The organism is Spirochaetota bacterium, from assembly GCA_038043445.1.
GTDB lineage: Bacteria > Spirochaetota > Brachyspiria > Brachyspirales > JACRPF01 > JBBTBY01.
This window is the reverse complement of the sequence record JBBTBY010000013.1, coordinates 69,765-96,505: the sequence shown is the minus strand read 5'-3', so window position 1 is coordinate 96,505 and position 26,741 is coordinate 69,765. Positions and strand designations below refer to the sequence as shown.

Sequence of the window (26,741 nt, the reverse complement as noted above, 5' to 3'; positions counted from 1 at the left end):
GTTGCTTGGGAAAATGTGATGCATCACGGGATTCCGCCGACAAATGAAAATACCCTGTTCGGAACGGTTTTCAGGCGATACCAGCGAACGATAAAGAGACAATGGAACTATACGCAGGATACGGTCTTTCCCGTATACACCGATCCATAGCATGCGTTCATCACCCGCACCGCGGCAAGTCCGTCCTCGCCGGTGCTCTCTACGCTCCGGAAACCCCTCACCGCGGCATAAAAACTGCCGAAGCGGCTTTCGGTCACGAATCGCGAAGCGCTCACCACGGGCGGGATGAATCCCTGTGAGATACGCCCCGCACCCTCGAATATGAGACGGTTGGGCGATGGATGCTCCGCGCCAAGCACATACGCCGGTTTATGCCAGTAATCAGCCGCCATGAACGACTTCTCTCCGTAGGCCTTGATGAGCACCTCGAGCGATTTCGGCCAGTAGAGGCGCCGCGTATCGCATTGCTCTTCCAGATGCGAATACGACGGATTGATGAACACTGCAGTGCCGTCGGTGAGCTCGCCGGTAATGGCGATGTGATCTTCGACAAGCAGCTGCGAGCGCATGTTCTTCCCGGAAACCGCGAACACTTTCTTGAATTCCTTTCCCGTCAGCCAGCGTATGATATCGAAAGGATGCGGATGGTCAGTGATCGCCCCGCCGCGGCATACCGATTCGCCCGGACGTATCGATACTTTTTTCCCATACGAAAGCACCGGATCGCCCCAGTTGGGATAATACGTTATCGGCGACTGCGAGATATTGCTCACATAAAGCAATGAAAGTTTTCCAAGCTTACCGCTCCGTATCGCCTCGCGCATGGCGCGGTACTGCGCATTGAAGTGCAGCTCAAGCTCCACCTGCAGCACCACTTTTGCTTTGCGGCAGGCGGCTATCATCTCCTCGCACTGCTTTTCATCCATGGAGAGTACTTTCATGCTGTACACGTGCTTCCCCATTGCGGCGGCGGCAAGCGTCTGTTCATGGTGATGGAAGTTATCGCTTCCGACGACTACCGCCTCCACATCGCGGTGTTTCTCGAGCATGAGCTTCCAATCGGTATAGAATTTCACGGGCAGGTTTTTCTTGCGGAAGAAATCCTCGGCATATTCCATTCGCGCCGGGTCGGTCTCGGTTATCGCTTCAAGTTTGAAAAGTTCAGTATGCGAGAGGTCCTCATAGTAGAATTTCACATGCGGGTTCGCCGATGAGGTGACCACTATCGATAACGGTTTCATCGTGTACCCCTTTTTTTTACGATCGCTGTGCCGGGGCCGGAGCGTTTTCTCTTGAGCCGTGCGCGTATCGATGCCTGCCGGCGCTGTACTTTGTCCATAAGCCGTTTTGCATTGCGATAAAAAATATTATCCGCTTCAAGCGACCATGAATGATTGTATGCGAGATACTTGAAGAAGAGCCTCCACGCCTCACGTTTTTCTTTTCCCCACAGTTCCGAATTCTTATTGCCGATGAAAAGGTCGGTTGCAAGGAGAAGCTTTTCGTGGAAAAATCGTGCGCCGCCGAGGTATGCGCATGCACGTCTTTCGAGCACCGACATGAGCCATTCGAGCGATACATAGCCCGATATATCATGGTGTATGTTCGGGTAATAATACAGATTGTTCTCGGTCTGCTCCGTATACGGGAAACCCATATGCCCGCCGATGAGCTCAAGTGAAGGGAACATATCCGCTATTGTTGCGAGGAACGCGGGCTCCATGTTCGCAGGGCCATAGCCGCGCCGCAGGGGTTCCTTTACAGTGTCGTTGGAGTGCGCGATGATACCCGTGTGGAACAGTATGGGCATTGCGAAATGCGCCGCCGCCTCATAGATGGGAAGGTATGCATTATCGTTATACGGCTTGGGGGGCACTATGGCCTTAAGCCCCGTAAAGCCGGCACGAAAGTACGCCTCCACCTGGCGTTCATCGGCACCCCACTGTATCATCGCAAAAGGGATTATCCTGCCGGGCATATCGTGTGCCGCACGGAGTATCGTTTTCCTGTCGGCATTCTTTGTGTTCAATTGCGGGTGAGAGATATCCATCACCCAGTACTGCGCAACACCGCTTTCGCGGATACGCCGCTTCGTCGCCGCATCCCAGGCGTCCATGTGCACATGCGCTTCGATGTATTGTTCGCTCATTGTGCACCGCCTATCGCGGCCGCTTCACCGGTGCGCAGCGCTTCTTCCGCCGCCGTTCGGTATCGCAGAGCATTCCCGCCGCACGGCATCCCATACGTGCCGCCGAGTATAAGTCCTATCATCCTGAAATAAAGATCGTCGATCTCATCGGTACCGCCCCAATCCATATGCTCATTGACCTCATGGCGAGCATGCTTGTCGTCGGCGATGAGTACTCCTTCATCGTTCTCGAACCCGTAGAGCGGCATGTTCGATACTACACCGGAAGTGAAATAGGTATGCAAGAACCGCACCGGCGCAAGAGAATTCGGGAGCATGTCGTTCACGGTCAGCTCGGCGACGATATTGCCCTCTAGCGTGATAAGCCCGAACACGCCGTTCGTTCCCGCTTGCTGCAGCTGTACGGACACGGCAGGAACGCCGGCAATATATGCGGCAATGTCAATGAACTCGGGCAGCCGCTCAGCGAAGGACGTTCTCCCTTTCGCATATGTCTTCGGCATTTCCCAGAATATACGCATCGATGTCATATCGCCGGGGATGTTCGCGGTCATATACTGCTTCACTTTTTCCACGATGCCCCAGGCGCGGAGCGGATGCGCCTCGACATAGTGCGATGTGTTCTCGCCGGAAGCGGCAAGCTGTGCGCCGACGGCGGGCGATACGATGACCGTCTTGACCTGTTGTGCAAATGCGCGGGCGAGCTGCACATCATCCGACGCGCTGACATCGGCGATATCCGCATCCTCAGGTGTATCGGTAACGGCAGTGTCAGTGTCGAAGAACGCGAACACCTTCGATTTCATAGCACGTTCTTTATCCCGGGTCAGTACGACAGCACGCTTTCTAGCCACGATCGCTTCCATGGAAGTATCCTTCCGTCAAAATTCTTCTATTCTATCACGATATCGGCGTTTACGCTTCGCTTCGCATCCCCCGAAACGATATCCTTTATCGCCGCGGCATCGAGCACCGATGAATACACGCGTATATCCGCGATAAGCCCGTCCTGGTGATAATTCCTGCCGCTCGTCGTCCAGAACATGGCGCCGGGGTAGATATCGGTCTCGCTCGCGACGAACGCTTTTGCGCCTTCTTTCGCCGGGGCTTTTTCGGTGAGCGCCCCGTTCACATACACGCATATCGCGCCGTTGGCGAAGGTGACAGCAAGATGCTGCCATTTTCCGACGCCAAGCCGGACCGCGTTCTTCACCGCGCCGGTTTTCGTGTCCGTGCTCGATTTCATGAACCCCTGCCATACGCCCTTTTCATCCTTCCATTTCAGCTCCGGATATCCATAATTGATGGATAGTGCGTACTGGATGGCTTCCGGGTTCCTGCTTCTATCGCCCTTGAAAAGCACGGTCTGGAAATTCTCATCGACGGTCTTGAGCGCGATCCATGCGGTGATGGCAATCTCGGTTGTCATCGCGTTCAATGCCGCTGACGTCTTTACCGTGCAGTCATTCCCTTTTTTGCTCCGGAACGCGCCGTCCGCTATCGATGCCCCTTTGACGATGACAGCATTGCCGGCCTTATCAGTGCAATCACCCGTAACACCGGTAAAGTCGACCCACAATGCGGGGTTCTGCGCACAAAGCGCCGCAGACGCGAGAATGAAGAATACGATGCGTTCCATACGAATGCTCCTTTCGATTATTTCGTGATCGTTTCGATCATGCGTGCGACCTTTTCGCGGTACGCGCCGAGCACGGCCGGTTCTTTCGTCCAATCACTTGTAGATTTGATCACCTCGTCCGGCATCGCCACGAGCGCTTCTATCTCCTTCACGCGCGAAGCGAATGCCGGGCGCTTACCGCTTTTTATCTCCGCCAAAAGCAACTTGAGCATTGCGCAATAATCGTAATCCTCGATGCCGTCGCGCATATTCTCGAACCGGAGCGACGGCCATATGCGTCCCTCGGGGCCGGGATAGACCATATTGCCCTGCCCGCACTGCGCGTTCGCCCCGCCGGTGATCACATTGACGTACCGACCGTCCCATTCACCATCGACCCATGTTGCTGCATTCTTCACATTGTCCGACCACTCGCGATTTATGCTCCAGTAGAGACAGCCTTCAATATTGTATTTGAAACCGAGAAGCATGAGCATGCGCGAATTGTGCATCGGGAAACCGAGATCGAAACTGGGGAACGGATCGGGCGCGCTTACCCAATACCACCAGAGTTCATTGTCGGCGGTGCGATACTCCGGCTTCATGAGTTCGAATACCTCGAATGGCGGCACCCACACATTGAAATATTTGTCAAAGGGCGGCGCCGGCACGGATGTCTGCATCAGCTTTATGCCGGGGTGGTCCCTGCGAAGCCGTTCGCAGAACATGCGTGCCGAATCGCGATCGTACATCGTTTGTACACCGAACTCGTCGTAGCAATAAAGGTATGCGTCCTTTTCTGCGACTCCCGCGGCTTTCAATGCAGCAAGCTTTTCGCCGTATTCCTGCGATAGTTTCGTCAGTTCTTCATCTGACAGCGGTTTTTTTGACGCGAAATAACCGAGCGTACAGAAATTCGCGGCCGGCAGTTTCGACAGCATATCAACGGACGGGGATACATCCTTGCTGTAAATATTGTTCGGCGTGATGCGGTACTTCATCAGGAACTGATAGACGGAAAGCTGCTGTTCCTCGGAAAGCGCAGTATACCCGTACCAATTCCTGTAGAAGTGCTCGAAAAAACTGAACGCGACCTTGAGCGCGCTCTTCTGCGGAAGCGTGAAGTCGTACACGGTCACCTCTACCGCCACCGTGCGTGAAAAACCGCCTTTTACCGCTGTGATAGTCCCGCGATAGAGCCCGGCTTTTGTGCGCCCATCGGCGTGGATACGGACATACGCGCAAAGCGGTGACTTCGCAGGAATGGCATAGGTTTCGACCCCGTCCTTGATGATATCATACACCGGCCCGCGGTATCGAACTGCTGCTTTGCTTGTACTGTTGTCTATCGTTTTCATGGGAGCAATAGCGATATCCGTAAGCGTCCCTGAACCCGTGCTGTGCGTGAATGCACCAACCGTCATCGTCACTCCATCGACAGAACCGCCGCCGGGGTTGGGGGCCAGGAGCAGCTGAAATCCCTCGTATTCATTCCGGGCAAGTGTGATGACCGCTTTCTCAGGAACGTCGGTAAGGGAACCAAGTATATCCGGCGTTCGAAGAATGGTCACGCCCGAGTGGACCGGCAGCATTGCGAACAGCGCCTCCGCATCGAAATACCGCGACTCACGGACCGTGCGCTTTGTCTGCAGAAGCCAGTCACGGTATGACGAATGAAATGCTGATACGGATGTGCGGATCGTTTCATCAGATTCAAATATCTTCGCGGCTGCGTCCGATGCGTTATCCGCATGAGATGAGAACGATCGTGCGATGGACGCCGCAGCAGAAGAAAGGTCTTTCGTTCGGGCTGAGAACGCTTCTGCATACACCGCCAAGTCCTCGAGCGATGCCTTCACTGTGCGCACATCTGCTTGCGTTGGCAGCGATACAGCGGGAGGTACCTGCACACCGGCCGACTTTGCTATCGCGGAAAGATCATTCGCGCTGAATTCATTGATCGCTGAAAGTGATGCAACACAATTCCCCCTCACTGATGATGCTCCGGAAATGACCGGGGCGGCAACACTATCCCTCAAAGCCTTATAACGCTCCATTTCCTTTAGAACGCGTCTGCTTTCATCTGCGGCCATGCGCATGTCCTGGCTGCTTTCACGGAGCGTATCGGCAAGAATGGTCGCGGCAAGCACCGGTATACGCGCCATCTCCGCGTCGATATCGGTGCCGTTCCGTATCATGATCTCATCGATCAGTCCGCGGAAATTATACGCCGGCGAGCCTCCTGCCCCCTGCGCGGTGCCGAAATAGAGCGGGTGATCGCATGCGACCAGTTCCGAGAGTCCCCCGGCAGTATCGGGAGGGATATTTGTCTTTCGCTTTACGCCATTGACGTAGATAACGCATATGCCGTCCTTGAATGTCATGGTTATTGCCGCCCAACGTTCAGGGTAGGTGCACACATCGACAGTGACCCATGACACCCAGCTGCCGTCGGTTTTTTTTGCTTTGAACTCGACCTTGCCGTCGCGCAGATTGAGATAGTACTGCACCGCCTCCGGCTTTTTCCTGCGGTCGCCTTTCCAGAAAATGGTCCGATATCCTGCGACGTCGAAGGGTTTTATTACGCACGAAAAGGTGAAATCGTTCACGACCGATATCCCGGGAGCGGAGGGCACTTCGACGTAGACCTTACCCTCGTCAAATTGATACGCATTCCCGTCAATACCCTTTTCTATCACCAGTGCATCGATAAAACCGACGATGCTCCCGTTGTGTTTTCCGGTCGTATCGTGCACCGTGAGATTCTCGCGCGTATCGAATGTCCAGCGTGCGATGATATCCGCGGCATTACCGGTCATGGTCAAAACGGCCAATACCGCGATGAGCGTATATGCTTTTTTCACTATCGTACTCCCGCATGTCGCGTGCGACTTCATTCCTTTCTGAAACACCATCCATGCCTAAAGACTCTTGATCCGTGAATTATACTTCTCGATAAGCTTCGCATTGTACGCGTCGCCGCCCGGCACGTTCGCGCTCTTCCACATCGGCGGCTCTATGCCCGCGGCAAGAAGTATCTTCACCGTTTCTATCTCCAGCCGATGCGCGATATAGAAATCAACAATGTTCGATACCGGCGCGATGGGAATGTCCATCTGATCGAATTTCACGACAGCGTCACCCAATGGATTATAATCGTCGATGCATATATCCGCAAGCTCGAAAAGATTCTTCTTGCTCGAGTGCCGTAGGAAATGATCCTTCGGAAGACCGTTCTGCCAATGGCTCGATGATATGGCGATGACCTTCGCGCCCGCCTTCTTCGCCTCAAGCACCGCATCGATGGTCGTCGGGTTCACGCCGATGTTATGGAAGATGATGAACACATCGTCCTTCTTGAGCCGATAGTAGCGCACGAGGCTCGCTCCGTAATTCTCGGTACGCTCCATCTCAAGATATTTAAGCGCATTGTTCCAGGTCGATATGCCGATGTCCATGATCGGATTGATGCAGGCGAAGCCGCCCGCACGGAAGAACACTTCCGCCATGACGAGCGTAGTGTGTCCGCCGCCGCCGTAGACATGGAGGAGCCGGTCCTCCTTGATCGCGTCCGCCATCATCTGTGCGGCCTTGATGATATTGTCGATCTGCTTTTCCTCGACCTCGTAGATGTTCTTCATGATGGCATCGATGTATCGTGCATCGGTCTTTACGAGCTTTGAAAAATCGAACATGCTGTCCTCCCTATCCTATTTTCTTTTCAGTACGCGTTTATAGTTCTCACCGAGGCGATCCCAGAGTTTCAGCGCATCCGGCGCGGCAAGCGATGTGCCGTAACCGCCGCGATATGTCCAGGCAGCCAGGCGGTCGGTACCGAGCGTGGCGTAAAGATCGACGACCTCGTCCATCTGCTTAAAATCCTCCGGCTGTTTGAAATAGTTCATTATCCAGCGCTCGGACTTCTTATTGTATTTCTTCGCCGCAGCGACCGTCCGCGCGGTTATCTCGCGGAAAAAACGCATCGGCAGTTCCCACGCAATGATGGTCGTTGAGAACACATCGAAATACGGCGATGAAGCGACCATATCCCAATTATCATACCCGCGCTGCTCGGTGACATAATAGGTGTTCATCGTCGCGTGAACGCAGCAGGTTATCTCCGACTTCGGGTTGATCTGTTTTATAAGACGCGATGTATCTTCAAGGATGAAAAGCGCCTCTCGCCAGCGGAACTGCTTTACATCGTCGTTCATGATGCGCGGCATCTCATATCCGTAATACGCTTCGAATTTCTTCATGCATTCGGGGCAGCGGCAGGCCCAGTCGTCACCCGCGCCGCCGGTGATGGATGCGTAGGATTTCGGGAGGGCGTAATGCGGCTCATCCCAGAAAAAGCCGTCGGCATCGGTCTCACGGGCGAGCTTGAGACAGAAATTGCGGAAGTAATCGCGGAAGGAATTCGTGTTGAAACAGGCATGCGGGAGCGTTTCGCCGGTGAAGGCCGATACCTGCCGGTGATGGATGTTGTTCTGCAGGAAAAGACTTACCTGTTCACCCCCGAAATACTTGCCGATACCCCAGGGGTCAAGGAGCACGCGCAGCCCTTTTTTCTTCGCCGCATCGACTATCTTCGGTATCGAGGGGGACCAGAAATCGAGGTCGAATTCGGTTATGGCGAGTATCACCGTGGTGCAGCCGTGACCCACCATTTCAGCGAAATCCCGCTCGGCATGCTCTACATATGACATCCCGTAGTAACTGATCGCCGTTTCCCGGATGGCCATGGGCATCTCCTTGTGCAATATTACATATTGTATCGATACAATATAGTCATATTACCCTCAGAAGTCAAATTCCGCTGTGCCGCGAAAAGATCTCGTAAGAATGACCGCTAAGACACGAAGAAGATGAATATTTTTGCATAGGCAACAGTCTGGCAACATAACCCATCAGGGTGAACGATCATCTCGTTAATTCTCTTGGTGTCTTTGCGTCTTGGTGGTTATATTTGGTTCTTACGTAAGAAGGATTGGGTGCCAAGGGTGAACATCCAGGTGGAACCGAGGGATGCGATCATGGGCGAAGGCGATTGCCCTAACCGGGCATATAGGGTATACTGCATCTGTTACGAGACCAGAAGGAAGATTCTCCCTCGGGGGATGCAATGGAATTACCGCATGTCATCCGCGCCAATGATACCGAACTGCGCGCGTACCTTATGCACTCGTTCATCGGCTGCCTTTCCGAGAGCAAATACGAATGGAACGACATATATCAGGACAAGGACGGGAATTTCCGCGTTCTCAAGGTATTGCTCGAATGGGATGAAGTGATGTATGTACGCATTGCCAGTGGCGATGATATTGAAAAAGCGAAGCAGAACAGGCGTGAAACGGACGATTTTGGACGCAAGCGCGACCTTTCCCGCTGACCGCCGCCCATGAAGATACAGCGCATCGTTATGTACGAAGGCGCCTCACGCAACGCCCATTTCCATGACGCCTATGAATTACGTTACATCGTTTCCGGTGACTGTTCCGTGTCCATGCGCGGCACTGTCCGATCGCTGACACCCGGCAGTTCGTTCTTCACCGCACCCTATGAATCGCATACGGTCATCTATGACGAACGCCGCACGCTCGTGCAGTACCTCATACTCTTCTCGCTCGATGCGGAGGAACGCGAGCTTAAGGGACATATCGATACGCTCCTCGCAAAGCGATCGTTCGATCTCGGTGAAGGGAAGCGCTTCTTCTTTGAAACGGTGCGCATGAAGGCGTCATCATCGACACGGATGACCGCGCTCTCCGGCATCCATCTGTTCATATCGTTCCTCTACAGCCTCGGCGATGATGCATCACGGATGTTCGCCGCCGAGCCGCGCATCGAGGAAGCGCTCGCAGTACTCCACCGTTCGCTCACGCAGCGTACGAGCCTTGCCGCGCTCGCACGTCGTGCGGGTCTTGACAGTTCCTATTTCATACGCGTGTTCCGCAAGACGACCGGTCTTTCGCCGATGAAGTATTTCACGCGTTTGAAGGTCGAGGCCGCCTGCGGGCTCCTCTCCCGTACGGATATGCCGATAGCCGATATCGCGGAACGCTTCTGTTTCGCCGACCAGTATCATTTCAGCAGGACATTCAAGCAGATGATAGGCGTATCACCGCTCCATTACCGTCGCCGCGGCGGCGATATGGGCGTATAGCGCATGCCCCATGCTTCTTACCGGCTGAAGGCCTTCACCGTGCGGATCTTGAAATGTGCGCTCATTTTTCTTTTCCGGAACAGGCGGATGAAACCCCAGATTATCCCCACGCCGTATCCGGCATGTATGGCGAAGAACACGAACGGAACGGCAAGGATGCTGAAAGAAAGTTTCCGTATCGAGGGAAGTGCCGAGAACGCCGCCGCCGTGAGGAAGAGCGCATAGAGACCGAGCGGCGCGAGATAGATGAGCGCATAGGGGGAAAGCACCGTCGCGAACGGCAGCGCGGCAAGCGATGCAAGATACAGGACGAAACCGAGCGGGATGAAGAACATCACGTTCAAGATGCGCGGCGCGTGGATGAACTGCTGGAATCGCCCGCGGCCGTAATTGAGGAGCATCTTCACGAACGAGCGCATATCGGTGCGCGGGCTTCGTCTGACCGCGACACGCGGATGATAATAGAGCGCGTAACCGGCATCGCGTATGCGGTCCATGAGCTCGTTCTCCTCGTTGGGATAGAACGCTTCGTTGAACACGCCGACCGTATCGAGGACCTTTTTCCGCACGAGAAGATTACAGAGTATGAGCTCGCGGTCGGTGGTCTCGCGGACATCGCCCTCCGCGTGATAGCGGCTCCTCACCGGTCCCGCACCGAACGGCGAACAGAGACAGAACGAAAAGACCTTCTGTATCGCTGTATCGCTCTCTTTCGGTTCGGCAGGCCCGCCGACGACGGCTATGCGCTCGTCCTTCTGAAAAAGCGAAACGGCATGCGTGATGTTGCCGGCGTGCACCTCGGAATCGTTATCGAGGAAATAGACGATTTCGCCTTTCGCTTTCCGTATGCAGGCGTTCCTCTGCACCGACGGCTGATCCCCGCTCACCGCGAGCACTTCGATGCTCTTCTGCGGATGATCGAGCGCGCGTACACAGCGAAGCACATTATCGATGGATTCCGTCTCGCGATGCGGGATGATGAAGGTGACGCGGGGTGGTCGTCCAGAACGAGACGTATTCATTACGTTTTTCATCAAAGGAATTTGATCGTCGTGCCGGTGCGTGCTGATTCATACACCGCGCAGATGAGCTCCACCGCCCGTTTGCCTTCCGCCCCCGGCGTAGTAAGATGCTGCGCGTTCAGTATCGCATCGGCGAGTTCGGCTATCTGGCGCCGGTGACCTTCGTACGATATCGCCGCGGGGTCGCCCGAGCCGCCGTACATACCCTCGCCCGCAAGACCTATCCTGCGGATCTCGTCATCCCCGGGCAATTCTTTTTTGAACTGCCAGCGAATGATCTTGTCGTCCTCAAGCAGAACGCTGCCGTCGGTGCCCGAGAGCTCGACACGGCGCGGGAATCCGGGCGCACAGGCCGTGCTCGCCTCGATGGTGCCGAGCGAATTGTTCTTGAATTTGAGCATGGCGACCACTGTATCCTCGACCTCGATATTCCGGTGCAAAAGCCGCGCGATGCGTCCGGTCACTTCCGATACGTCGCCGTTGAAATAGAGCAGAAGGTCCACGGTGTGAATGCCCTGGTTCATGAGCGCACCGCCGCCGTCGAGCGCCCATGTCCCGCGCCAGGTGGCATTCCCGTAGTATTCCGGCGTACGGAACCAGCGCACGCTTGCGGCAGCGAGCACCGGCTGCCCGAAACGCCCTTCGTCCACCGCTTTGCGTATCATCTGCACCGAGCGGCTGAAGCGCGACTGGAACACCGCGGAGAGCCGTATATTGCTGCTCTCGCAGACGCGCACGAGCTCGTTGGTCTTGCTCACGGTCACTTCGAGCGGTTTCTCGCAAAGTATGTGCTTGCCGGCGCGTGCCGCGGGTATCGCCACTTCGCCGTGCAGCCCGCTCGGTGTCGCGATGGTCACCGCTTCTATCTCGGATGCGAGGAATTCCTCATATTCTGCAACCGCGCGGCAGCCGTGCTGTGCGGCGAATGCTGCTGCGCGCTCGGTCACTTTGTCGTAGACAAGGACGAGCTCAGCGTTCTCGCAGAGCGAAAGCGCCTTTGCGTGTATCTGCGCAATAGCGCCGGTGCCGATGATCCCGAACTTCACTTTTCTCATCTGTTCCGCCTCATCCAGGAATAATAATGGCCGGTCTCTTCAGTGTCGATACCGCTGCCATGGCCAGACAGTATATCCTGCCGACAGAGACCGTCAATCGGCAATCCTAGCGGCAATCCTAGCGCACGTCCCGCGGCGCTTTGCCGTGGAAGCGCTTGAATGCCCGGGAGAAATGATACTGGTTCGCAAAGCCGAGATAATCACTCACTTCGCCGACGGACATTTCGCTGTGCATGAGCAGGAGCTGCGCACGTTCCATCTTGAAGCGCATGAACGCCTTCTTCGGCGATTCACCGATGATGTCGGTACACTTGTGCGTAAAAGCGCTTTCGCTCATGGAAAGCGCCTCGGCCATATCCGGTATCGAGAGCTGACGTGTTATGCTCCGCTGAAAGAGGTCGTTCACCTTGGCGCTGAACCCCGTCGCAAAGGCGAGCGATACGAATGACGGCGAGAGCGATGTTGCGGGAAAGGCGCGCACCGCACGCCAGAAGAACTCGAGCGCAAGCGCGCGGCCGACATGCGCGGCCACCGCATCGACGGCGGAGGCTTCTTTCGTGATACGATCGACCAATGCAGCGAACGTGCCGTCGGGGTCCGCAAAGCCCTGTCCGTCGGGTGTTATCGCATCGGCGAAGATCGAGAGCGAGCGGCGCTCTGTCGACGACGGAAGGAGCTGAAAGGCGAGCGTAACGTATTTCAGACCGCGGTCGCAGAAATCCTCATGCCAATCGCCCGGTTTCACGATGAGTATGCGCCCCGGGGGGAGCGTGAGCGGCGTGCCGTTGAGCGTTGCACGGTACATGCCGCGGACGACATAGACGATCTCATAATGCTCGTGCTGATGCCTCGTGAACGTATGCGTATCGGACACGGCAACGATGCTCATCTGTATGAAGACCGGTTCGAGGCGCGGTATATGCGCCGTGCGGTATGTCGTCTGTATCGGCGTTACCGATTTCTGAGCCGCCACGATGCGAACCCCCGTCGAGAGAAGAAGACCTGCATTTCGCGGCGAAGTCCCACGCGGTCAAGACGGTACTTCTTGAGGAGCACCTCCCGCGAGGCCGACGGCACGAAACTGTTCGGAATCCCGAGAAGCTTCACCGGCACTGCTGTCTCGTGGCGTGCCAGGACCTCGAGCACCGCGCTCCCGATGCCGCCGTTGACGACACCCTCTTCGATGATCATGAGCCGTTTATATTTCATCGCCGCGCTGACGATGGCGTCTTCATCGAGCGGCCACACGGTGGACAGGTTGATAAGCGCAAGCGAGGGTTTCTGCGACAGGTCATTGATCGCATGGTACGCGGTCACAAGCGTGCTCCCGAAGGACAGCACCGCGCCGTCCTTACCGTCGAACACGGTATGCGCCTTGCCGTACACCATCTCTTTCGGAACAAGGTTCGGCGGGAGATCGGGAACGGCATCTTTCGGATATCGTATCGCTGTCGGTGTGCCGCGCGAAAGCGCGCAGGCGATCGCTTCGGCAAGGTCGTGTGCGCCCGCCGGCGCGAATATCGTCATGTTCGGTATCATCCTGAGGTACGCGAGATCGAAAATACCCTGATGCGTCTCGCCGTCCTCGGGAACGAGCCCCGCGCGGTCAATGCCGATGATGACCGGCAGATTCATGTTCGCGATATCGTGGATGACATTATCGAAACCGCGCTGCAGGAACGTGGAGTAGAGCGCGACGACAGGACGGCAATTGCCGATGGCAAGCCCCGCGGCGAACGTAAGCGCATGCCCTTCGGCGATACCCACATCGAAAAAACGTCCGGGGTAGGCGCGTGAGAACGGCTCAAGCCCCGTGCCCTCGCACATGGCGGCGGTTATCGCCACGATGCGGCTGTCGTCGGCCGCAAGCTGCGTGAGGGTTTCGCCGAACAGCGCGGAGAACGTCTTCTGTTTTTTCTTCTTCGCCGTCCCCGTGGCGACATCGAATTCCCCCACACCGTGATACGATGAAGGATTCATCTCCGAATGTTCGTATCCCTTTCCCTTGATCGTGTTCACCTGGATGAGGAGCGGTCCGCTTATCGTTTTCGCAAGATCGAACGTGGCGATAAGATCGTCAATGGAATGACCGTCGACGGGACCGAGATAGCGGAACCCGAGCTCCCGGAACACGATGCCCGGCGCAATGAACGCTTTCACCGATGATTCGATACGATGGATGATGTCCTTCGCGCGTTCGCCGAAGGGGAGCTTGTCCGCAAGCGCATCGATGCTCATCGCAAGCGATTGTACGCCCGGCGCCTGTATCTTCTTGTTGAGGTACTTGGCGAAAGCGCCGATGTTCGTCCCGATGGACATCTCATTATTGTTGACGATGATGATGAGGTTCGTCGGCAGATGCCCGGCATTATTGATAGCCTCGAGCGCAAGCCCGCCGGTGATCGACCCGTCCCCGATGATGGCGATGACGCGCCCCTCCGCCTTTTTCAGGCGGACAGCGGTATCAAGCCCGAGCCCGAGCGATATCGACGTCGATGCATGCCCGGTATCGGCGATGTCATGCGCGGATTCCGTACGGCGGGGAAAGCCCGAAAGCCCGTGATACGTGCGCACGGTATGGAAGCGCCCCTTTCTGCCGGTCACTATCTTATGCGTATACGACTGATGCCCGACATCGAAGATGAATTTGTCCTTCGGGGATTCGAACGCATAGTGGAGCGCGAGCGTAAGTTCCACCGCGCCGAGATTGCTTGCGAGATGCCCGCCCGTCCTCGATATGTTCTGCAGGATGAACGCACGTATCTCACCGGCAAGTGCGGGCAATTGGTCGGCTGCGAGCTTTTTGAGGTCAGCAGGGGAATCGATCGTTTCCAAGTACATAGAAGAGGCGATTATATCGTACTTTGCATCAACGTCAACGCATATCCATCCCTTGTGTTGACAATGCGGCAAATGCCTCGAATATCGAGGGGAAATAGGGAGGGGTATCTTGACAACGGCCCTGAGATTGCTATAATTGTAACAAGCTTGGGTAGCATCCTCCCTGCGACTACACCTTTATTGATGGTATATCCTATGCATGTATAGCGAGAGAGGAGTACCTCTATGCGAATTCTTATTGTTGCACCGAAAAGCAATTTCCCCGACGATACGCCTGCATGGCTCCGCATACCCCAATTATCGCTCTCCATACTCGCCGCGCTCACCCCGAAACAGCACGAAACGGTATGCGTTGAGGAGAATGCCGCCGAGATACCGATGGATGAGCACTGGGATATCGTCGGTATGAGCGCCATGACCGCAACAATATCGCGTGCGTATGAGTTGGCGGCCATCTTCCGGAAAAAGGGCGCTATCGTCGTCATCGGCGGTATACACGCATCGATACTCCCCGAAGAAGCGGCGCAGCACGCGGACGTCGTCGTCGTCGGCGAGGCGGAAGGGATATGGCCGACCGTCGTCGGGGACATAGAAAGGAAGCAGCAGAAAAAAATATACCATAATCTGCGCCCGGAGATAATCGAGTATCCGATGCCGATACGAAAGAAACGGCTGTCGTTCCTCGGCATACCGCCGTATATCATGCCCATCATGTCCTCACGCGGCTGTCCGCATGACTGCGATTTCTGCAGCGTGCACGGCGTGTATGGAAGAAAACAGCGCTTCGTCCCCGTCGAATCGATAGTACGCGACATCAGGGAAAGTGGATCGAAACTCGTCATGTTCTTGGATGATAATCTCGGCGCGAACCGGGCATACGCCATGAAACTGTTCGAAGCGATGCGGCCGCTCAAGGTGCGCTGGCTCACGCAGACGTCGGTGCGATTCATCCTTGACGATGAGCTTTTCAGCGCGGCACTCAAGGCCGGGTGCGAAGGCCTTTTCATCGGCGTGGAATCCGTCGAGCCGCATGCGATGAAGAAGATACGCAAGTCGCTTTCGGATATCACCCTCTACGAGAAGGCGATAAAAAAATGCCACGATGCCGGCGTCATCTTCCATGCATCGCTCATCTTCGGGCTCGATGAACAGGGGCCGGAGGTGTTCGACAACACGCTTGATTTCCTTCTGGACAATGCCGTCCCGTCGATCAACCCGAACATACTCACCCCGTATCCGGGCACCGTGCTCCACGAACGCCTCAAAAAAGAGAACCGCATACTCCACTTCAACTGGGCGTATTACGATCACACAACGGTATCGTTCCGTCCGAAGAACATGTCTCCTGAGGAACTGAGCGAGCGTTTTCTCAATTTCCGCGACCGTTTCTATTCCTACGCATCGATCGCGCGTCGCGGGATCCATCAGTTCGGCGTGCACCCGCTCATGTATCTCGGGATGAACCTTGCGTACCGCAAATCAACGCGGAACGAAAAAGCGCATGCGAGCAATTATTTCCAGTGGCTCAAGTCGCAGCCGGAACTTGAGCTCGGGCAGACAAATGCATAACGGCTAAGAAAGCACCGCTCGTATACGCCGCACGCCGGCGGAAGAGCTTTCTTCCTTCTGTATCCTGAACGATCCGATCTCGCGCGTGTTCTGTACATGCGGACCGCCGCATATCTCCTTGCTGAAATCGCCGATGGTGAACACCTTTACCCGTTCGCCGTACTTCGATTCGAACAGACCCGTGGCATTGGATGCCTTCGCCTCGTCGTAGGAAAGCTCTTCCATCTTCACATCGAGCGCACGCTGTATCTGCTCGTTCACGATCGCCTCGACGCGTTTCACCTCATCATCGGTCATCTTTGCGCCATGCGTAAAATCGAAGCGCAGCCGTTCGGCGGTGATATTGCTCCCCTTCTGCTTCGCGTGTTCGCCGAGCACGATATGGAGCGCCTTATGAAGGAGATGCGTCGCCGTATGCAGCCGCGTCGTCTGCTCGGAATGATCGATGAGTCCGCCCTTGAATTGCTGGTCGGCGCCCTGCCGCGAGAGCTCCTGATGCTTCTCATACGCGCCGTTGAATTCCGCTGTATCGACGGTGAGTCCGCGCTCTTTCGCAAGCTCTTCGGTCATCTCAAGCGGGAAGCCGTAGGTATCGTACAATTTGAACGCGTTCTTCCCGGATATCACCGTGATTCGCTTTCCTGTTCTCTGGAACGCGATCTCAAGTCCGCTCACAAGCTTCTCGAATTCCTTAAGGCCCTGTGAAAGCGTCTTGGAAAAGCGCTCCTCTTCCTTCTGAAGCTCATCGATAATGACCGCTTTATTCTTCGCCAGCTCCGGCCATTGCTCCTGCATGATGGACACGATAACGTCCGCTATCGTGTGACAGAACGATTCATTGATGCCGAGCTGCCGCCCATGGCGTATCGAGCGGCGTATATAGCGGCGGAGGATATAGCCCGCACCGATATTGGACGGCGTCACACCGCGCTCGTCACCGAGTATGAAACTCGCCGCGCGCAGATGATCGGCGATGACGCGGAAGGAGACTTTTTTCGATGCGTCGGCATACGATGCGCCGGAGAGCGCCTCTATCTTTGCGATTATCGGGGTGAAGAGTTCGGTCTCATACACGGTTTTCTTGCCCTGCAGGAGACAGGTCACTCGTTCAACGCCGAGCCCCGTATCGACGTTCTTCTGTGCGAGCGGTTCGTATCTCCCCTCGGCTGTCTTATTGTACTGCATGAAGACATCGTTCCATATCTCCATCCAGTTCTTCTTGTCATTCTCAGGATTGCTCGATTCCGGCGGATAACCCTCACCGAGCCAGTAGAACATCTCGGTATCCGGACCGCACGGTCCGGTAAGACCGGCGGGCCCCCACCAATTGTCGGATTTCGGGAGCGACGTTATCTTGTGTTCCGGCATGCCCAGTGAAAGCCACACGCGCTTTGCCTCATCGTCAAAGGGTGCGTCCGCATCGCCGGCGAACACGGTGACGGCAAGTTTCTTCGGATCGATGTTCAGCCATTCCTTCGATGTCAGGAATTCATGGCTCATGCGTATCGCTTCGTCCTTGAAATAATCGCCGAGTGACCAGTTGCCGAGCATTTCGAAGAACGTGGTGTGCGTGTCGTCGCCCACGCTGTCGATGTCCTGCGTACGTATGCATTTCTGGACATCGGCAAGGCGCCTGCCCATCGGATGTTTTCCGCCGAGAAGATACGGCACCAACGGATGCATGCCGGCGGTCGTAAAGAGCACCGTCGGATCGTTCTCCGGCAGAAGCGATGCGCTTTGTATCCGTGCATGGCCTTTCGACCGGAAAAAATCGAGATAGTTCTGTTTGAGTTGTGCTGCTGTCATGGCGGTACTATACAATAAAACATCGATGCGTGCAAGAAGCAAGTAGAGACTGCTGCGAAAACGCCATGCATAGAGATACACATGAGAATTGAACGCAAGGTTGCCAGTATTGCATAGAACAAGGGCTCATGAGCCCTTGTTCTATATTTTCGCGACAACCCCAGGCGCTTGTGCACGCGCTCGTGCATTCACTTGTCCGTTCGTATCGATATCTACTCCGCCGTCGGCAATGCCTTCGCGGCTTGTCGCGCCGTTTTTGAATTCCGCTGCTGCGCCGGGAGTATCGTTTTCCGTATGCGTATCGATGTGGGTGTCACTTCAATGATCTCGTCATCGCGTATGAACTCTATCGCCTTTTCGAGCGAGAGGGGCTGCACCCGTGTGAGCGTTACGTTCTCGTCCTTGAGAACGGTACGGATGTTGGTGAGCTTCTTGCCGCGGCAGATGTTCACATCGAGGTCGCTGTCCTTGCTGTGTTCGCCCACGACCATTCCTTCATACACATCATCGCCGGGCTGTACTATCATCCGTCCGCGCGGTTCGAGATTGAAGATAGCGTAGGGAATAGCATTGCCGGTACGGTCGGCGACAAGGGAGCCGGTGAATCGCGTATCGAAATCGCCCGCATAGGGTTCGTATCCCTTGAGGTATGAGCTCATGATGCCGGTTCCCTTCGTGTCGGTGAGGAATTGATTGCGATACCCGATGAGCGAACGCGAGGGAATGAAGAATTCGATGCGTACGCGCGCTCCATGATTGATGAGCTTCGCGAGCTTGCCTTTTCTGCGCGATAATTTTTCCGAGACAATGCCGACGAACGCTTCATCGCAATCGATGAAAAGATGCTCCACCGGTTCGGTGAGCGTCCCGTTCTCGTTACGATAGATGACCGTCGGGCGTCCGATGGAAAGTTCGAATCCCTCACGCCGCATGGTCTCGACGATGATGGCCATCTGCAGTTCGCCGCGGCCCTTCACCATGAACGTGTTATCGGTCCCCTTTCGTTCGAGCTTTATCCCGACGTTGCGAAGCGCCTCTTTCTGCAGGCGTTCCCATATGCGCGATGCCTGGACTATCGTGCCGACACGCCCGGCGAGCGGCGATGTATTGACGCCGAATTCCATCGAGACGGTGGGCGGGTCAACGGTTAGCCGCGGCAGCGCTTTGGGATGCTCTTTCGTCGCGATGGTATCGCCTATCTCGACATTGTCTATGCCCGCAAGTATCGCGATATCGCCTGCGTCGGCCGCCGACGACTCTGCGAACACGACGCCTTCGTATATCTGAAGCCGCGTTATCGTGAGCGGCACGGTACGCGCATCCTCCTTCACGCAGACAAGGTCCTCGTTCACATGCGCGTTCCCATGCATGACGCGTCCGATGGCAAGCCGCCCGAGATAATCGGAATAGTCCAGATCACAGACGAGCATCTGGAACGGCTCATCGGTATCGTACGACGGCGCGGGGATATGCTCGAGTATCGCATCGAACAATATGTGGAGATCGGTGTTCGTATCATCGATGTTCTTCTTCACGATGCCTTCGCGTCCGACAGCGTAGAGCACCGGGAAGTCGATGTGATGGTCCTTCGCTTCAAGGTCGATGAACATGTCGTAGATCTCGCTCAGCACTTCTGCCGGCCGCGCATCGGCCCGGTCTATTTTATTGATGACGACGATGATGCTGATATTCTTCTCAAGCGCTTTCTGCAGGACGAAACGCGTCTGCGGGAGCGGTCCCTCCGCGGCATCCACGAGGAGTATCGCCCCCTCGACCATGGCGAGCGCACGCTCCACCTCGCCGCCGAAATCCGCATGCCCCGGCGTATCGAGGATATTGATGCGCACGCCGTTCCAGCGCACCGAGCAGTTCTTCGCCGCAATGGTAATGCCGCGCTCCTGTTCGAGCGCGAGGTTGTCCATCACACGCTCTTTGACCTCCTGCGAAACGCGGAACGTCCCGCTCTGCCGAAAGAGATGATCGACGAGCGTTGTCTTCCCGTGGTCGACGTGCGCGATAATGGCGATATTCCGAATGGCGGAATTCTTTTCTATGCTCATGGCTTCCTTTTGTGCAGTGCGGTCCGCTGCTGATGTGATGCCGGCGCGTAATGAGAAGGGCTATTTCCTGAAAACGACCGTCGCCGAATAGGATGTCGTGTTGCTGAAAAAATCCTCGACCTCGGCGGAGAACGTGTGCTTATACTTCGTGGGCGTGAACGTCCCCCCGCGATAGAAATACGGATCGACGCCGAAGACCTCGTCGAACGGATACCCCGGGGCGACGCAGTATTCCTGTTTCTTCTTCACGAGGAATGAAAAATCATAATCGCGTACGATCTGCCCGTCGATGTACATGCGCACGCGGCGAAGTCCCGTCTGGTAGCCGTTCTCGGTCTTATCGTACGCCTTGAGGAAGAATTTCATCTCGCCGCGGTTCTTGATGAGGAAATTGTTCCGAAGCGGCTGCAGCTTGAGATCGGTCTTCACATAGAGGCCATCGATACGCGGACGCACGGTATCACGTATCGGCGGGAGCAGCGTGAGCGGATCGACGGCCTTGTTCTGGTCCATGTCCTCGACGGTAAGGTGCAGATGCGCCCCGCCGCTGCGCCCCGTATTGCCGGTGAGCGCAAGGACATCATTGGTGGTAAGTCGCGCTATCTTCTTCTGTATCGACCCCGACGATATATGATAGTAGTAGGTGCGCACCTTATTGGTATGCTCGAGCACGACCGTATTACCCGTACCCGTTATCATTTTCGTGGGATCCTCGACATCGTCGTAATAGAACACGATCTCGCCCGGATACATCGCATGAACGGGAAGCTGGTCCCCGCCGACATCGATACCGTTATGGAAATGGTCGTTCCTGTACTCGCCGAAGGAGCTCGTGAGCCGCTGCGACGCTATGGGAAATTGCGGCACCGGCTCCGGCACAGCGATGAGGATCGCGCTCGCTGCGAACGCAAGTATGAAGAGGGCTTTGCTCATGTCGTCGGTTCGACCACCGTATCGGGTGTTATCTCCTCGGATCCTTCTGCGGCCAGGACCACCCCGCCCATACCGATAGCCGCACGTATCTTTGCCTCCAGATCACTGCGGAATTTTTCGTCCGCTTCGAGCATATCGCGGAGCTTTTCTTTTCCCTGTGCGATCTGCTCACCGTTGAGATAGAACCACGCGCCCGAGCGCGAAAGTATCTTCGTCTCAAGGCCCATGTCAATGAGAAGCCCTTCTTTTGATATTCCCTTGCCGAAGATTATCTCAAGCTCAACGATCTTGAACGGCGCGGAAAGCTTGTTCTTGACCACCTTCACTTTTATTTTATGGCCGATGGTCTCCTCGCCCTTTTTCACCCATTCGGTGCGGCGCACATCGAGACGCACGGATGCATAGAATTTGAGCGCCCGCCCGCCGGTAGTCGTTTCCATGGGGCCGGCGCCGTAGCCGGTGGCAGAGATGTTCGCACGGAGCTGATTGATGAAAATAACAACGGTGTTCGTCGTGCTTATCTGCGCGGTAAGCTTCCGGAGCGCCTGGCTCATGAGCCGGGCGTTGAGCGCCACGTGCGCATCGCCCATGTCGCCGGAAAGTTCCGCGCGCGAAACGAGCGCGGCCACCGAGTCGAGCACGTCGATATCGAACGCGCTTGATGCGACGATCTTTTCGAGGATATCGAGCGCCTCTTCGGCGCTGTCCGGCTGCGATATGTAGAGATTGTCGACATCGACACCGAGGGCTTTTGCGTAGATGGGGTCGAGCGCATGCTCCGCATCGATGAAGGCGGCGTTCCCTCCCATTTTCTGCGCCTCGGAGATGATATGGAGCGTGAGCGTCGTTTTGCCCGATGCCTCCGGGCCGTATATCTCGCTGATGCGCCCTTTCGGTATGCCGCCGATGCCGAGCGCCGCGTCGAGCGTGAGCGCGCCGGTGGGTATGGAATCGATCTTCACCTGCTGCTCGGCACCGAGCTTCATGAGCGATCCGGGGCCGTGTTTCTTATTTATTATCTCGACGATGGCTTCTATCGCCTCTTCCTTGCCTTTTGCCTTTGCGCTGTCGTCTTTCTTCTTGCTTGCCATGACGTGCTCCTTCGTTTCGACCATGCAGTATATCCTTGACACGCAAAAAATGGTAGTGCTAATGCAATGCGTGCTGCTGTTATTGAACACGGAAAATATCAAAAATAGGCCGCGGCGAACCGTGCACTACCCGCGGAGGGTCCGCATTACCATCGTGTAAAGCCGTAGGGGTCGTCCTCACGCATGAGCGGTTCAGCATAGAGCGAACTGACGACCGCGGCGGGTTCTTCAAGGAGATCATCCCCCGGCGTGTCCGGTGTGAACTGCGGCGCCGTTACCGACGGCATTATCACAAGGTCGCCCGGATCGGTCATCCTGCACCAGAAGCCAACCCCTCCCGAACCGGAAGCCACTTTCATTTCCAAGCGGTTCCACCCTGCCGTAAGCGGTATCTTCACTTCAAGCTCGTTCATACGCGGCGCCTGCGAAGGCCGCGGGGCACTCCCATGATCGACCAGGGCGCTGCCGTTCACCTTGAACGTGCACCAGTAATCACAGGAAAGATAGGCTGTCGCCGTCCGCGCACGCGTGCTGTAGACATGGGTAACGGCATAGGTGATGACGCCTTCTTTCGGCGGGAATATGTCCTTGAGGTCCATAAATCCGGCGGTCATGCCGCGGAGTATCCAGTTACGCTCACGCACTTTCGCATCGCCGGACGCGACGGCCGCTTCCGCATCGATGACATCGTTGAGTATAGGCATGACATTCCCTTTCCGTTCACGACCGATGGGGGAGATGAACACGTTCTCACGAAGCACCTGCCAGAGCGCAATATCAGCGAACGATGCGAAACGCCGCGGGCTTAATCCTGCCGTATCGCTTTCACGCATCGCCGCTCCGGCCGCGGTGAGTATCTGGCGGTAAAGCCGCTTGATGTTCCATCGAGTGCGTCTGAGATTCCTGCTCCCGTCGGAGAACTGATCGGCGGAGAGCTGTGAGAAGAACAGTCTGCCTTTTCCTTCGGGCAATGACATCATGAGCCCGTCGGCGAGTATCATACCGCCGGTCGGTGCTTTAACGAACACTTCCGCGTCGATATACGTACGGAAGTGCAGAAGTTCGGGTCCGATGTCCGCAAGGAAACTGTCGCCGCCGATAGTGCGGACAGCGGTCATGCGCTTCTTTTCCATGCCGACGGTAAATCCGGCTTCCTGCATCGTCTGCGGTTTCTGCGCCAGGATGATCGCCGTGCCGCCCTGCGCTGCGAACGCACGCGCCGCCGAAAGCTCGGGGACTTTCGCGCCGGCACCGACGAGAAGGATATCGTTCGCCGCGGAAAGCGATGAGCGCTCATCGGCGGAGATGCGTCGTGCATTGAGCGCCATGTCTTCGAAATAGGCGACACTTGCCGCGTCGGCGCGTATCGCAACGCTTTTCGCCTGCACGCCATGCGCGGGGGCATCGAGATAGCGTATCATATTCTGAAGCAGCCGCTCGGCAACGGGGTCGAGATATATCCTGTCGGTGATGTCCAGCTGCGAGAAGAGGATGATGCCCTTACCATCGCGGTATTCGATGAGCGGGCTGTACGCAAGATCGAATTCGCATTCGATGAGGGGAGAGAACGCCCCGTGATGCGGCGTTTCGATGATGACCGATGCAACAGCGCCGTAATTCCCCCAGTGGAAAATATGCGGCCATGGCCATTCGCGCATGTCCTTCGATGTCCGCGGAAGGAGCGAGCTCTCGCCGCGCCACTGCGAAAGGTCATCGGCACGGATGCCGTCAAGCACAGGGTGATCTTTCTTTCTCGGGTATACGATACGCGGCACGACGTTCTGCACACGGAAGCCGAGCGATTCGAGACTTTCCATATCCTGTTCGAGCATGAGGACGTTCAATCCCTCTCGCACATCCGCGGGCGTGAACGGCAGCGGCTTTTTCGCCGCAAGCGCTTTGTACCCGATGATGAGCGTATCGATGCCGCTGCGGTCGGCCGCCGTACCGACCGTGATCGGGCGGAACGCGCGGCGCGCAAGCACATCGGCCGTACGCCCGAAAGGATCATAGATGCCCCATTTCGATGCGATCTTCTCAATATTTTCCGGCCGCGGAAAATATGAAAGCGACAATGCATCGGTCGTAATGACCGCTCTCGTTGCCGCATCAAGTGCGGTGATAGCGAGAGATCCTGCCGCACGCTCCGTGAGCGGCGGTGTAAGTGCATCGATAGAGCGCTTCTCGACCGTGCCTGGCTTGAGCGCAAACCTTTCCTCTCCTTTCTTGAATATGCGTTCGCCGTTGAGGAATTTCCATTCCACGACGATATTCGTCTGTCCCGGGCCGTCCCATACGACACAGATGGTCTTTTCGATACGGTCCATCGATGCATAGTTATGGTCTTTCGCGGTAAAGCGGTTCGACTGGCCGCCGATGAACACAAGGAGCGGCTGCATCGTCGCACGATACGCATCGTATATCGGGCTTGCCCATGCCGGGCGGGACATGAGCTCCCGTTCCGTTCCCGGGATGTTCTCATAGAGGTACCAGCCCTTCATTTTGCCTTCATATCCCGGCGGGTGTCCGAAACCGATATTGCCGAATATCCACGGGAACAACCCGCCGCCGCTTCCCCACGCGCGGTAGGCCTTGCCGGTGTTGCGAATAAAAAGGTCCATGAACTGATAATACGATGTCCATGTGCCGACATTCGACCAGCCGCCTGCCGCGTTGAAACTGCGTTCGCCGCTGAAGGTATCCGGTTTTTCTACCGGCAACGCCAGCGCCTTGAGCGATGTTCCCACATACCGCTCGTCTTCCAGCGCATACGCCTTGTCGCCGAAATACATCGCTCCATACTCGGTGAACAGCGGCACCGTATACCATTTGAAGAAATTCGCCGAATACGGGGGGCCATGCTCGGCAGTTCCCCACGGCATATCGCCCTCCGCCGCCCATGACGAGAGATATTCCTCGCGCTCCTGAAGCGGCGCGAAGTTGAGATAAAAATTCGGCATCTCGATATCGCCGACAGCGCCGCCGTCATGATGCATGACAAGCCGTGTCGGATCGACGCGCTTTATCGTTTCCGTGCCGGCCGCTTTCCACGCGGGGGCGTTCTTCATCCGCCGCCCTATCTTTTCGGGATCGTAGCTGTCCATTGCGCCCATGGTGTTCATCGATGCTTCCCATATGATGATGGACGGACGGTTCTGCATGTCGTGCCGATGCATCCACAGCTCCATATACCGTTCGTAATCCCGCTGCACCGAAGGCGATGTCATCCCGTCGCGGACATCGTTCATCGTGGGTGCTGACATGAGCACGGCGATGCCGCGTTCATCCGCCGCATCGAGAAGTTCCTTCGAACCCGTCTGCAGGACATTGTCGACGAAAAATCCGCCGCCCCATTCGCTGCAGAACCAGGGGGCGCCGTGCGGCTGCGTGGTGACGGCATTGAACCCCATGCCCTGAAAGAATATCATCTGCGTTACCGTCGAGACGAAATAGCCGCGGCGCAGCTTGAGCGGATGACCGTTCATCATGATGTTGCGGCCCTCGGTCCATATCTCGCGGAACCCGAAGCGCACCGGCGCATACGCATCGATCGTATTCCCGCCCGCGTCCACAAGTGATGTGCGGAGCTGATACAGGTGCGGTGACTCAACTTCCCAGAGTGCGGGGTCTTTCCACGGGATGCTCATGCGTATCCGGTTTGCCGATGCGTCGAGCTGCCTTTGTCCCTGCGGAAGCCCGTCGGTCTTTCCGTTCATATCGACTACTGATGCGGCAACCGATATCCCGCCTGCGGCATAATAATCCGCGATGACGGCGATCTCTTTTTTCCGATAACTCGTCTCGATGCGTACGTTCATAAGCGCGCCTGCCGCCGAAGTCGCTTCGAGCACCACGGCACCGGCGACACCGCCCGCTGTTCTCCGGCGTATCTGCGTCTCGTCCTTCTGCGCGAGCATGCGCTGTATCGCAGCATTACGGAACGGATCGTTTATCCTGCTGTTCGATATCCCTTCCCACCATCGTGTCACCCATATCCGTATGCCGTTGCTCGCCCCTGCGGATACAGCGCCGCTGATATCGAGACGGACATCCGGCCCCTTGACCTCGCCTATCTCGCGATCGTTCACCCACACCCGCGCATCCCACATGAGATTGCTCATGATGAGACTTACGCGCCTGCCGTTCCACGATGACGGTATATCGGCATTGATGAGATACCAGCCGCTGTTGCAGTCGCCCATGTCGTCCTTTGCCCACGATGTCGCAGCACGCTCTTTGGGGAATTGCCCCGATGTCCAGCGGAACGGCAGCTTTACGGATATCCATTCCCGAACCGGTGCGTCGATGCGGACACCCGGCTGGAACAGCGCATCGGCGACAATGATGCGCTCCCGGTATTCCGCGGAGAACAATGCCGATGTGATGACGAACAGAATGGATGCAGTGAATATCCGCATGGTCGACCCCGTG

At 56.2% G+C, this 26,741-nt stretch carries 19 protein-coding genes; 3 read left to right on the top strand and 16 right to left on the bottom strand.

The window, feature by feature from the left end:
• Positions 1 to 107 precede the first annotated feature (107 nt).
• Genes AABZ39_02105 through AABZ39_02075 form a run of 7 tightly spaced genes read right to left on the bottom strand, consistent with a single transcriptional unit; the run spans position 108 to position 8,512 of the window.
• Positions 108 to 1,241 (bottom strand): Gfo/Idh/MocA family oxidoreductase, encoded by a 1,134-nt coding sequence (locus tag AABZ39_02105; GenBank protein MEK6793543.1) that lies wholly within the window; start codon positions 1,239 to 1,241, stop codon positions 108 to 110.
• On the bottom strand, positions 1,238 to 2,149 hold the full coding sequence (locus AABZ39_02100; GenBank protein MEK6793542.1) for an amidohydrolase family protein: 912 nt from the start codon (positions 2,147 to 2,149) through the stop codon (positions 1,238 to 1,240). The genes AABZ39_02105 and AABZ39_02100 overlap by 4 nt, the downstream gene beginning before the upstream one ends.
• The gene (locus AABZ39_02095; protein ID MEK6793541.1) at positions 2,146 to 3,015 is read right to left on the bottom strand and encodes a hypothetical protein; all 870 of its coding nucleotides are present in this window, start codon (positions 3,013 to 3,015) and stop codon (positions 2,146 to 2,148) included. The genes AABZ39_02100 and AABZ39_02095 overlap by 4 nt, the downstream gene beginning before the upstream one ends.
• 26 nt (positions 3,016 to 3,041) lie before the next feature.
• Positions 3,042 to 3,788 (bottom strand): LamG-like jellyroll fold domain-containing protein, encoded by a 747-nt coding sequence (locus AABZ39_02090; protein ID MEK6793540.1) that lies wholly within the window; start codon positions 3,786 to 3,788, stop codon positions 3,042 to 3,044.
• A gap of 17 nt (positions 3,789 to 3,805) precedes the next feature.
• Entirely contained in the window at positions 3,806 to 6,631 is a 2,826-nt protein-coding gene (locus AABZ39_02085) for a LamG-like jellyroll fold domain-containing protein (protein MEK6793539.1), read from the bottom strand.
• 57 nt (positions 6,632 to 6,688) lie between these two features.
• Complete coding sequence (locus AABZ39_02080) at positions 6,689 to 7,462, bottom strand: sugar isomerase domain-containing protein (protein MEK6793538.1); 774 nt, start codon at positions 7,460 to 7,462, stop codon at positions 6,689 to 6,691.
• Between the two features lie 15 nt (positions 7,463 to 7,477).
• Positions 7,478 to 8,512, bottom strand: a complete 1,035-nt coding sequence (locus AABZ39_02075; protein ID MEK6793537.1) for a hypothetical protein — start codon at positions 8,510 to 8,512, stop codon at positions 7,478 to 7,480.
• A 380-nt stretch (positions 8,513 to 8,892) separates the two neighbouring features.
• Between AABZ39_02075 and AABZ39_02070 the strand changes: the two genes are divergently transcribed.
• Positions 8,893 to 9,159 (top strand): hypothetical protein, encoded by a 267-nt coding sequence (locus tag AABZ39_02070; GenBank protein ID MEK6793536.1) that lies wholly within the window; start codon positions 8,893 to 8,895, stop codon positions 9,157 to 9,159.
• A 9-nt stretch (positions 9,160 to 9,168) separates the two neighbouring features.
• The gene (locus tag AABZ39_02065; GenBank protein MEK6793535.1) at positions 9,169 to 9,933 is read left to right on the top strand and encodes an AraC family transcriptional regulator; all 765 of its coding nucleotides are present in this window, start codon (positions 9,169 to 9,171) and stop codon (positions 9,931 to 9,933) included.
• A 17-nt stretch (positions 9,934 to 9,950) separates the two neighbouring features.
• Here AABZ39_02065 and AABZ39_02060 read toward each other — a convergent pair whose 3' ends face one another.
• The 4 genes from AABZ39_02060 to dxs form a co-directional block, all read right to left on the bottom strand.
• Positions 9,951 to 10,955: a glycosyltransferase gene (locus tag AABZ39_02060; protein ID MEK6793534.1), complete on the bottom strand. Its 1,005-nt coding sequence runs from the start codon at positions 10,953 to 10,955 to the stop codon at positions 9,951 to 9,953.
• 11 nt (positions 10,956 to 10,966) lie between these two features.
• A complete protein-coding gene (locus tag AABZ39_02055; GenBank protein ID MEK6793533.1) occupies positions 10,967 to 12,010 on the bottom strand; it encodes a Gfo/Idh/MocA family oxidoreductase in 1,044 nt (347 codons plus the stop codon).
• Between the two features lie 118 nt (positions 12,011 to 12,128).
• Positions 12,129 to 12,983, bottom strand: coding sequence for an AraC family transcriptional regulator (locus AABZ39_02050; GenBank protein MEK6793532.1), 855 nt, complete (start codon positions 12,981 to 12,983; stop codon positions 12,129 to 12,131).
• Entirely contained in the window at positions 12,962 to 14,851 is a 1,890-nt protein-coding gene (gene dxs / locus AABZ39_02045; GenBank protein MEK6793531.1) for a 1-deoxy-D-xylulose-5-phosphate synthase, read from the bottom strand. The genes AABZ39_02050 and dxs overlap by 22 nt, the downstream gene beginning before the upstream one ends.
• A gap of 225 nt (positions 14,852 to 15,076) precedes the next feature.
• Between dxs and AABZ39_02040 the strand changes: the two genes are divergently transcribed.
• Positions 15,077 to 16,420: a radical SAM protein gene (locus tag AABZ39_02040; protein MEK6793530.1), complete on the top strand. Its 1,344-nt coding sequence runs from the start codon at positions 15,077 to 15,079 to the stop codon at positions 16,418 to 16,420.
• 3 nt (positions 16,421 to 16,423) lie between these two features.
• Here the strand turns inward: AABZ39_02040 and AABZ39_02035 are convergent, their stop codons facing one another.
• The 5 genes from AABZ39_02035 to AABZ39_02015 form a co-directional block, all read right to left on the bottom strand.
• On the bottom strand, positions 16,424 to 18,226 hold the full coding sequence (locus AABZ39_02035; GenBank protein MEK6793529.1) for an alanine--tRNA ligase: 1,803 nt from the start codon (positions 18,224 to 18,226) through the stop codon (positions 16,424 to 16,426).
• 212 nt (positions 18,227 to 18,438) lie between these two features.
• Positions 18,439 to 20,286: a translational GTPase TypA gene (typA, locus tag AABZ39_02030; protein MEK6793528.1), complete on the bottom strand. Its 1,848-nt coding sequence runs from the start codon at positions 20,284 to 20,286 to the stop codon at positions 18,439 to 18,441.
• Positions 20,287 to 20,346: 60 nt separating this feature from the next.
• Positions 20,347 to 21,219 (bottom strand): M23 family metallopeptidase, encoded by an 873-nt coding sequence (locus tag AABZ39_02025; GenBank protein MEK6793527.1) that lies wholly within the window; start codon positions 21,217 to 21,219, stop codon positions 20,347 to 20,349.
• The gene (gene recA / locus AABZ39_02020; protein ID MEK6793526.1) at positions 21,216 to 22,310 is read right to left on the bottom strand and encodes a recombinase RecA; all 1,095 of its coding nucleotides are present in this window, start codon (positions 22,308 to 22,310) and stop codon (positions 21,216 to 21,218) included. The genes AABZ39_02025 and recA overlap by 4 nt, the downstream gene beginning before the upstream one ends.
• Before the next feature lie 146 nt (positions 22,311 to 22,456).
• Positions 22,457 to 26,728: a sugar-binding domain-containing protein gene (locus AABZ39_02015; GenBank protein MEK6793525.1), complete on the bottom strand. Its 4,272-nt coding sequence runs from the start codon at positions 26,726 to 26,728 to the stop codon at positions 22,457 to 22,459.
• Between the last annotated feature and the right edge of the window lie 13 nt (positions 26,729 to 26,741).

Coding starts and splice junctions, on each gene's coding strand:
- AABZ39_02105 (MEK6793543.1), bottom strand. CDS start 1,241: ATGAAACCGTTATCGATAGTGGTCACCTCATCGGCGAACCCGCATGTG.
- AABZ39_02100 (MEK6793542.1), bottom strand. CDS start 2,149: ATGAGCGAACAATACATCGAAGCGCATGTGCACATGGACGCCTGGGAT.
- AABZ39_02095 (MEK6793541.1), bottom strand. CDS start 3,015: ATGGAAGCGATCGTGGCTAGAAAGCGTGCTGTCGTACTGACCCGGGAT.
- AABZ39_02090 (MEK6793540.1), bottom strand. CDS start 3,788: ATGGAACGCATCGTATTCTTCATTCTCGCGTCTGCGGCGCTTTGTGCG.
- AABZ39_02080 (MEK6793538.1), bottom strand. CDS start 7,462: ATGTTCGATTTTTCAAAGCTCGTAAAGACCGATGCACGATACATCGAT.
- AABZ39_02075 (MEK6793537.1), bottom strand. CDS start 8,512: ATGGCCATCCGGGAAACGGCGATCAGTTACTACGGGATGTCATATGTA.
- AABZ39_02070 (MEK6793536.1), top strand. CDS start 8,893: ATGGAATTACCGCATGTCATCCGCGCCAATGATACCGAACTGCGCGCG.
- AABZ39_02065 (MEK6793535.1), top strand. CDS start 9,169: ATGAAGATACAGCGCATCGTTATGTACGAAGGCGCCTCACGCAACGCC.
- AABZ39_02060 (MEK6793534.1), bottom strand. CDS start 10,955: ATGAATACGTCTCGTTCTGGACGACCACCCCGCGTCACCTTCATCATC.
- AABZ39_02055 (MEK6793533.1), bottom strand. CDS start 12,010: ATGAGAAAAGTGAAGTTCGGGATCATCGGCACCGGCGCTATTGCGCAG.
- dxs (MEK6793531.1), bottom strand. CDS start 14,851: ATGTACTTGGAAACGATCGATTCCCCTGCTGACCTCAAAAAGCTCGCA.
- AABZ39_02040 (MEK6793530.1), top strand. CDS start 15,077: ATGCGAATTCTTATTGTTGCACCGAAAAGCAATTTCCCCGACGATACG.
- AABZ39_02035 (MEK6793529.1), bottom strand. CDS start 18,226: ATGACAGCAGCACAACTCAAACAGAACTATCTCGATTTTTTCCGGTCG.
- typA (MEK6793528.1), bottom strand. CDS start 20,286: ATGAGCATAGAAAAGAATTCCGCCATTCGGAATATCGCCATTATCGCG.
- AABZ39_02025 (MEK6793527.1), bottom strand. CDS start 21,219: ATGAGCAAAGCCCTCTTCATACTTGCGTTCGCAGCGAGCGCGATCCTC.
- recA (MEK6793526.1), bottom strand. CDS start 22,310: ATGGCAAGCAAGAAGAAAGACGACAGCGCAAAGGCAAAAGGCAAGGAA.
- AABZ39_02015 (MEK6793525.1), bottom strand. CDS start 26,728: ATGCGGATATTCACTGCATCCATTCTGTTCGTCATCACATCGGCATTG.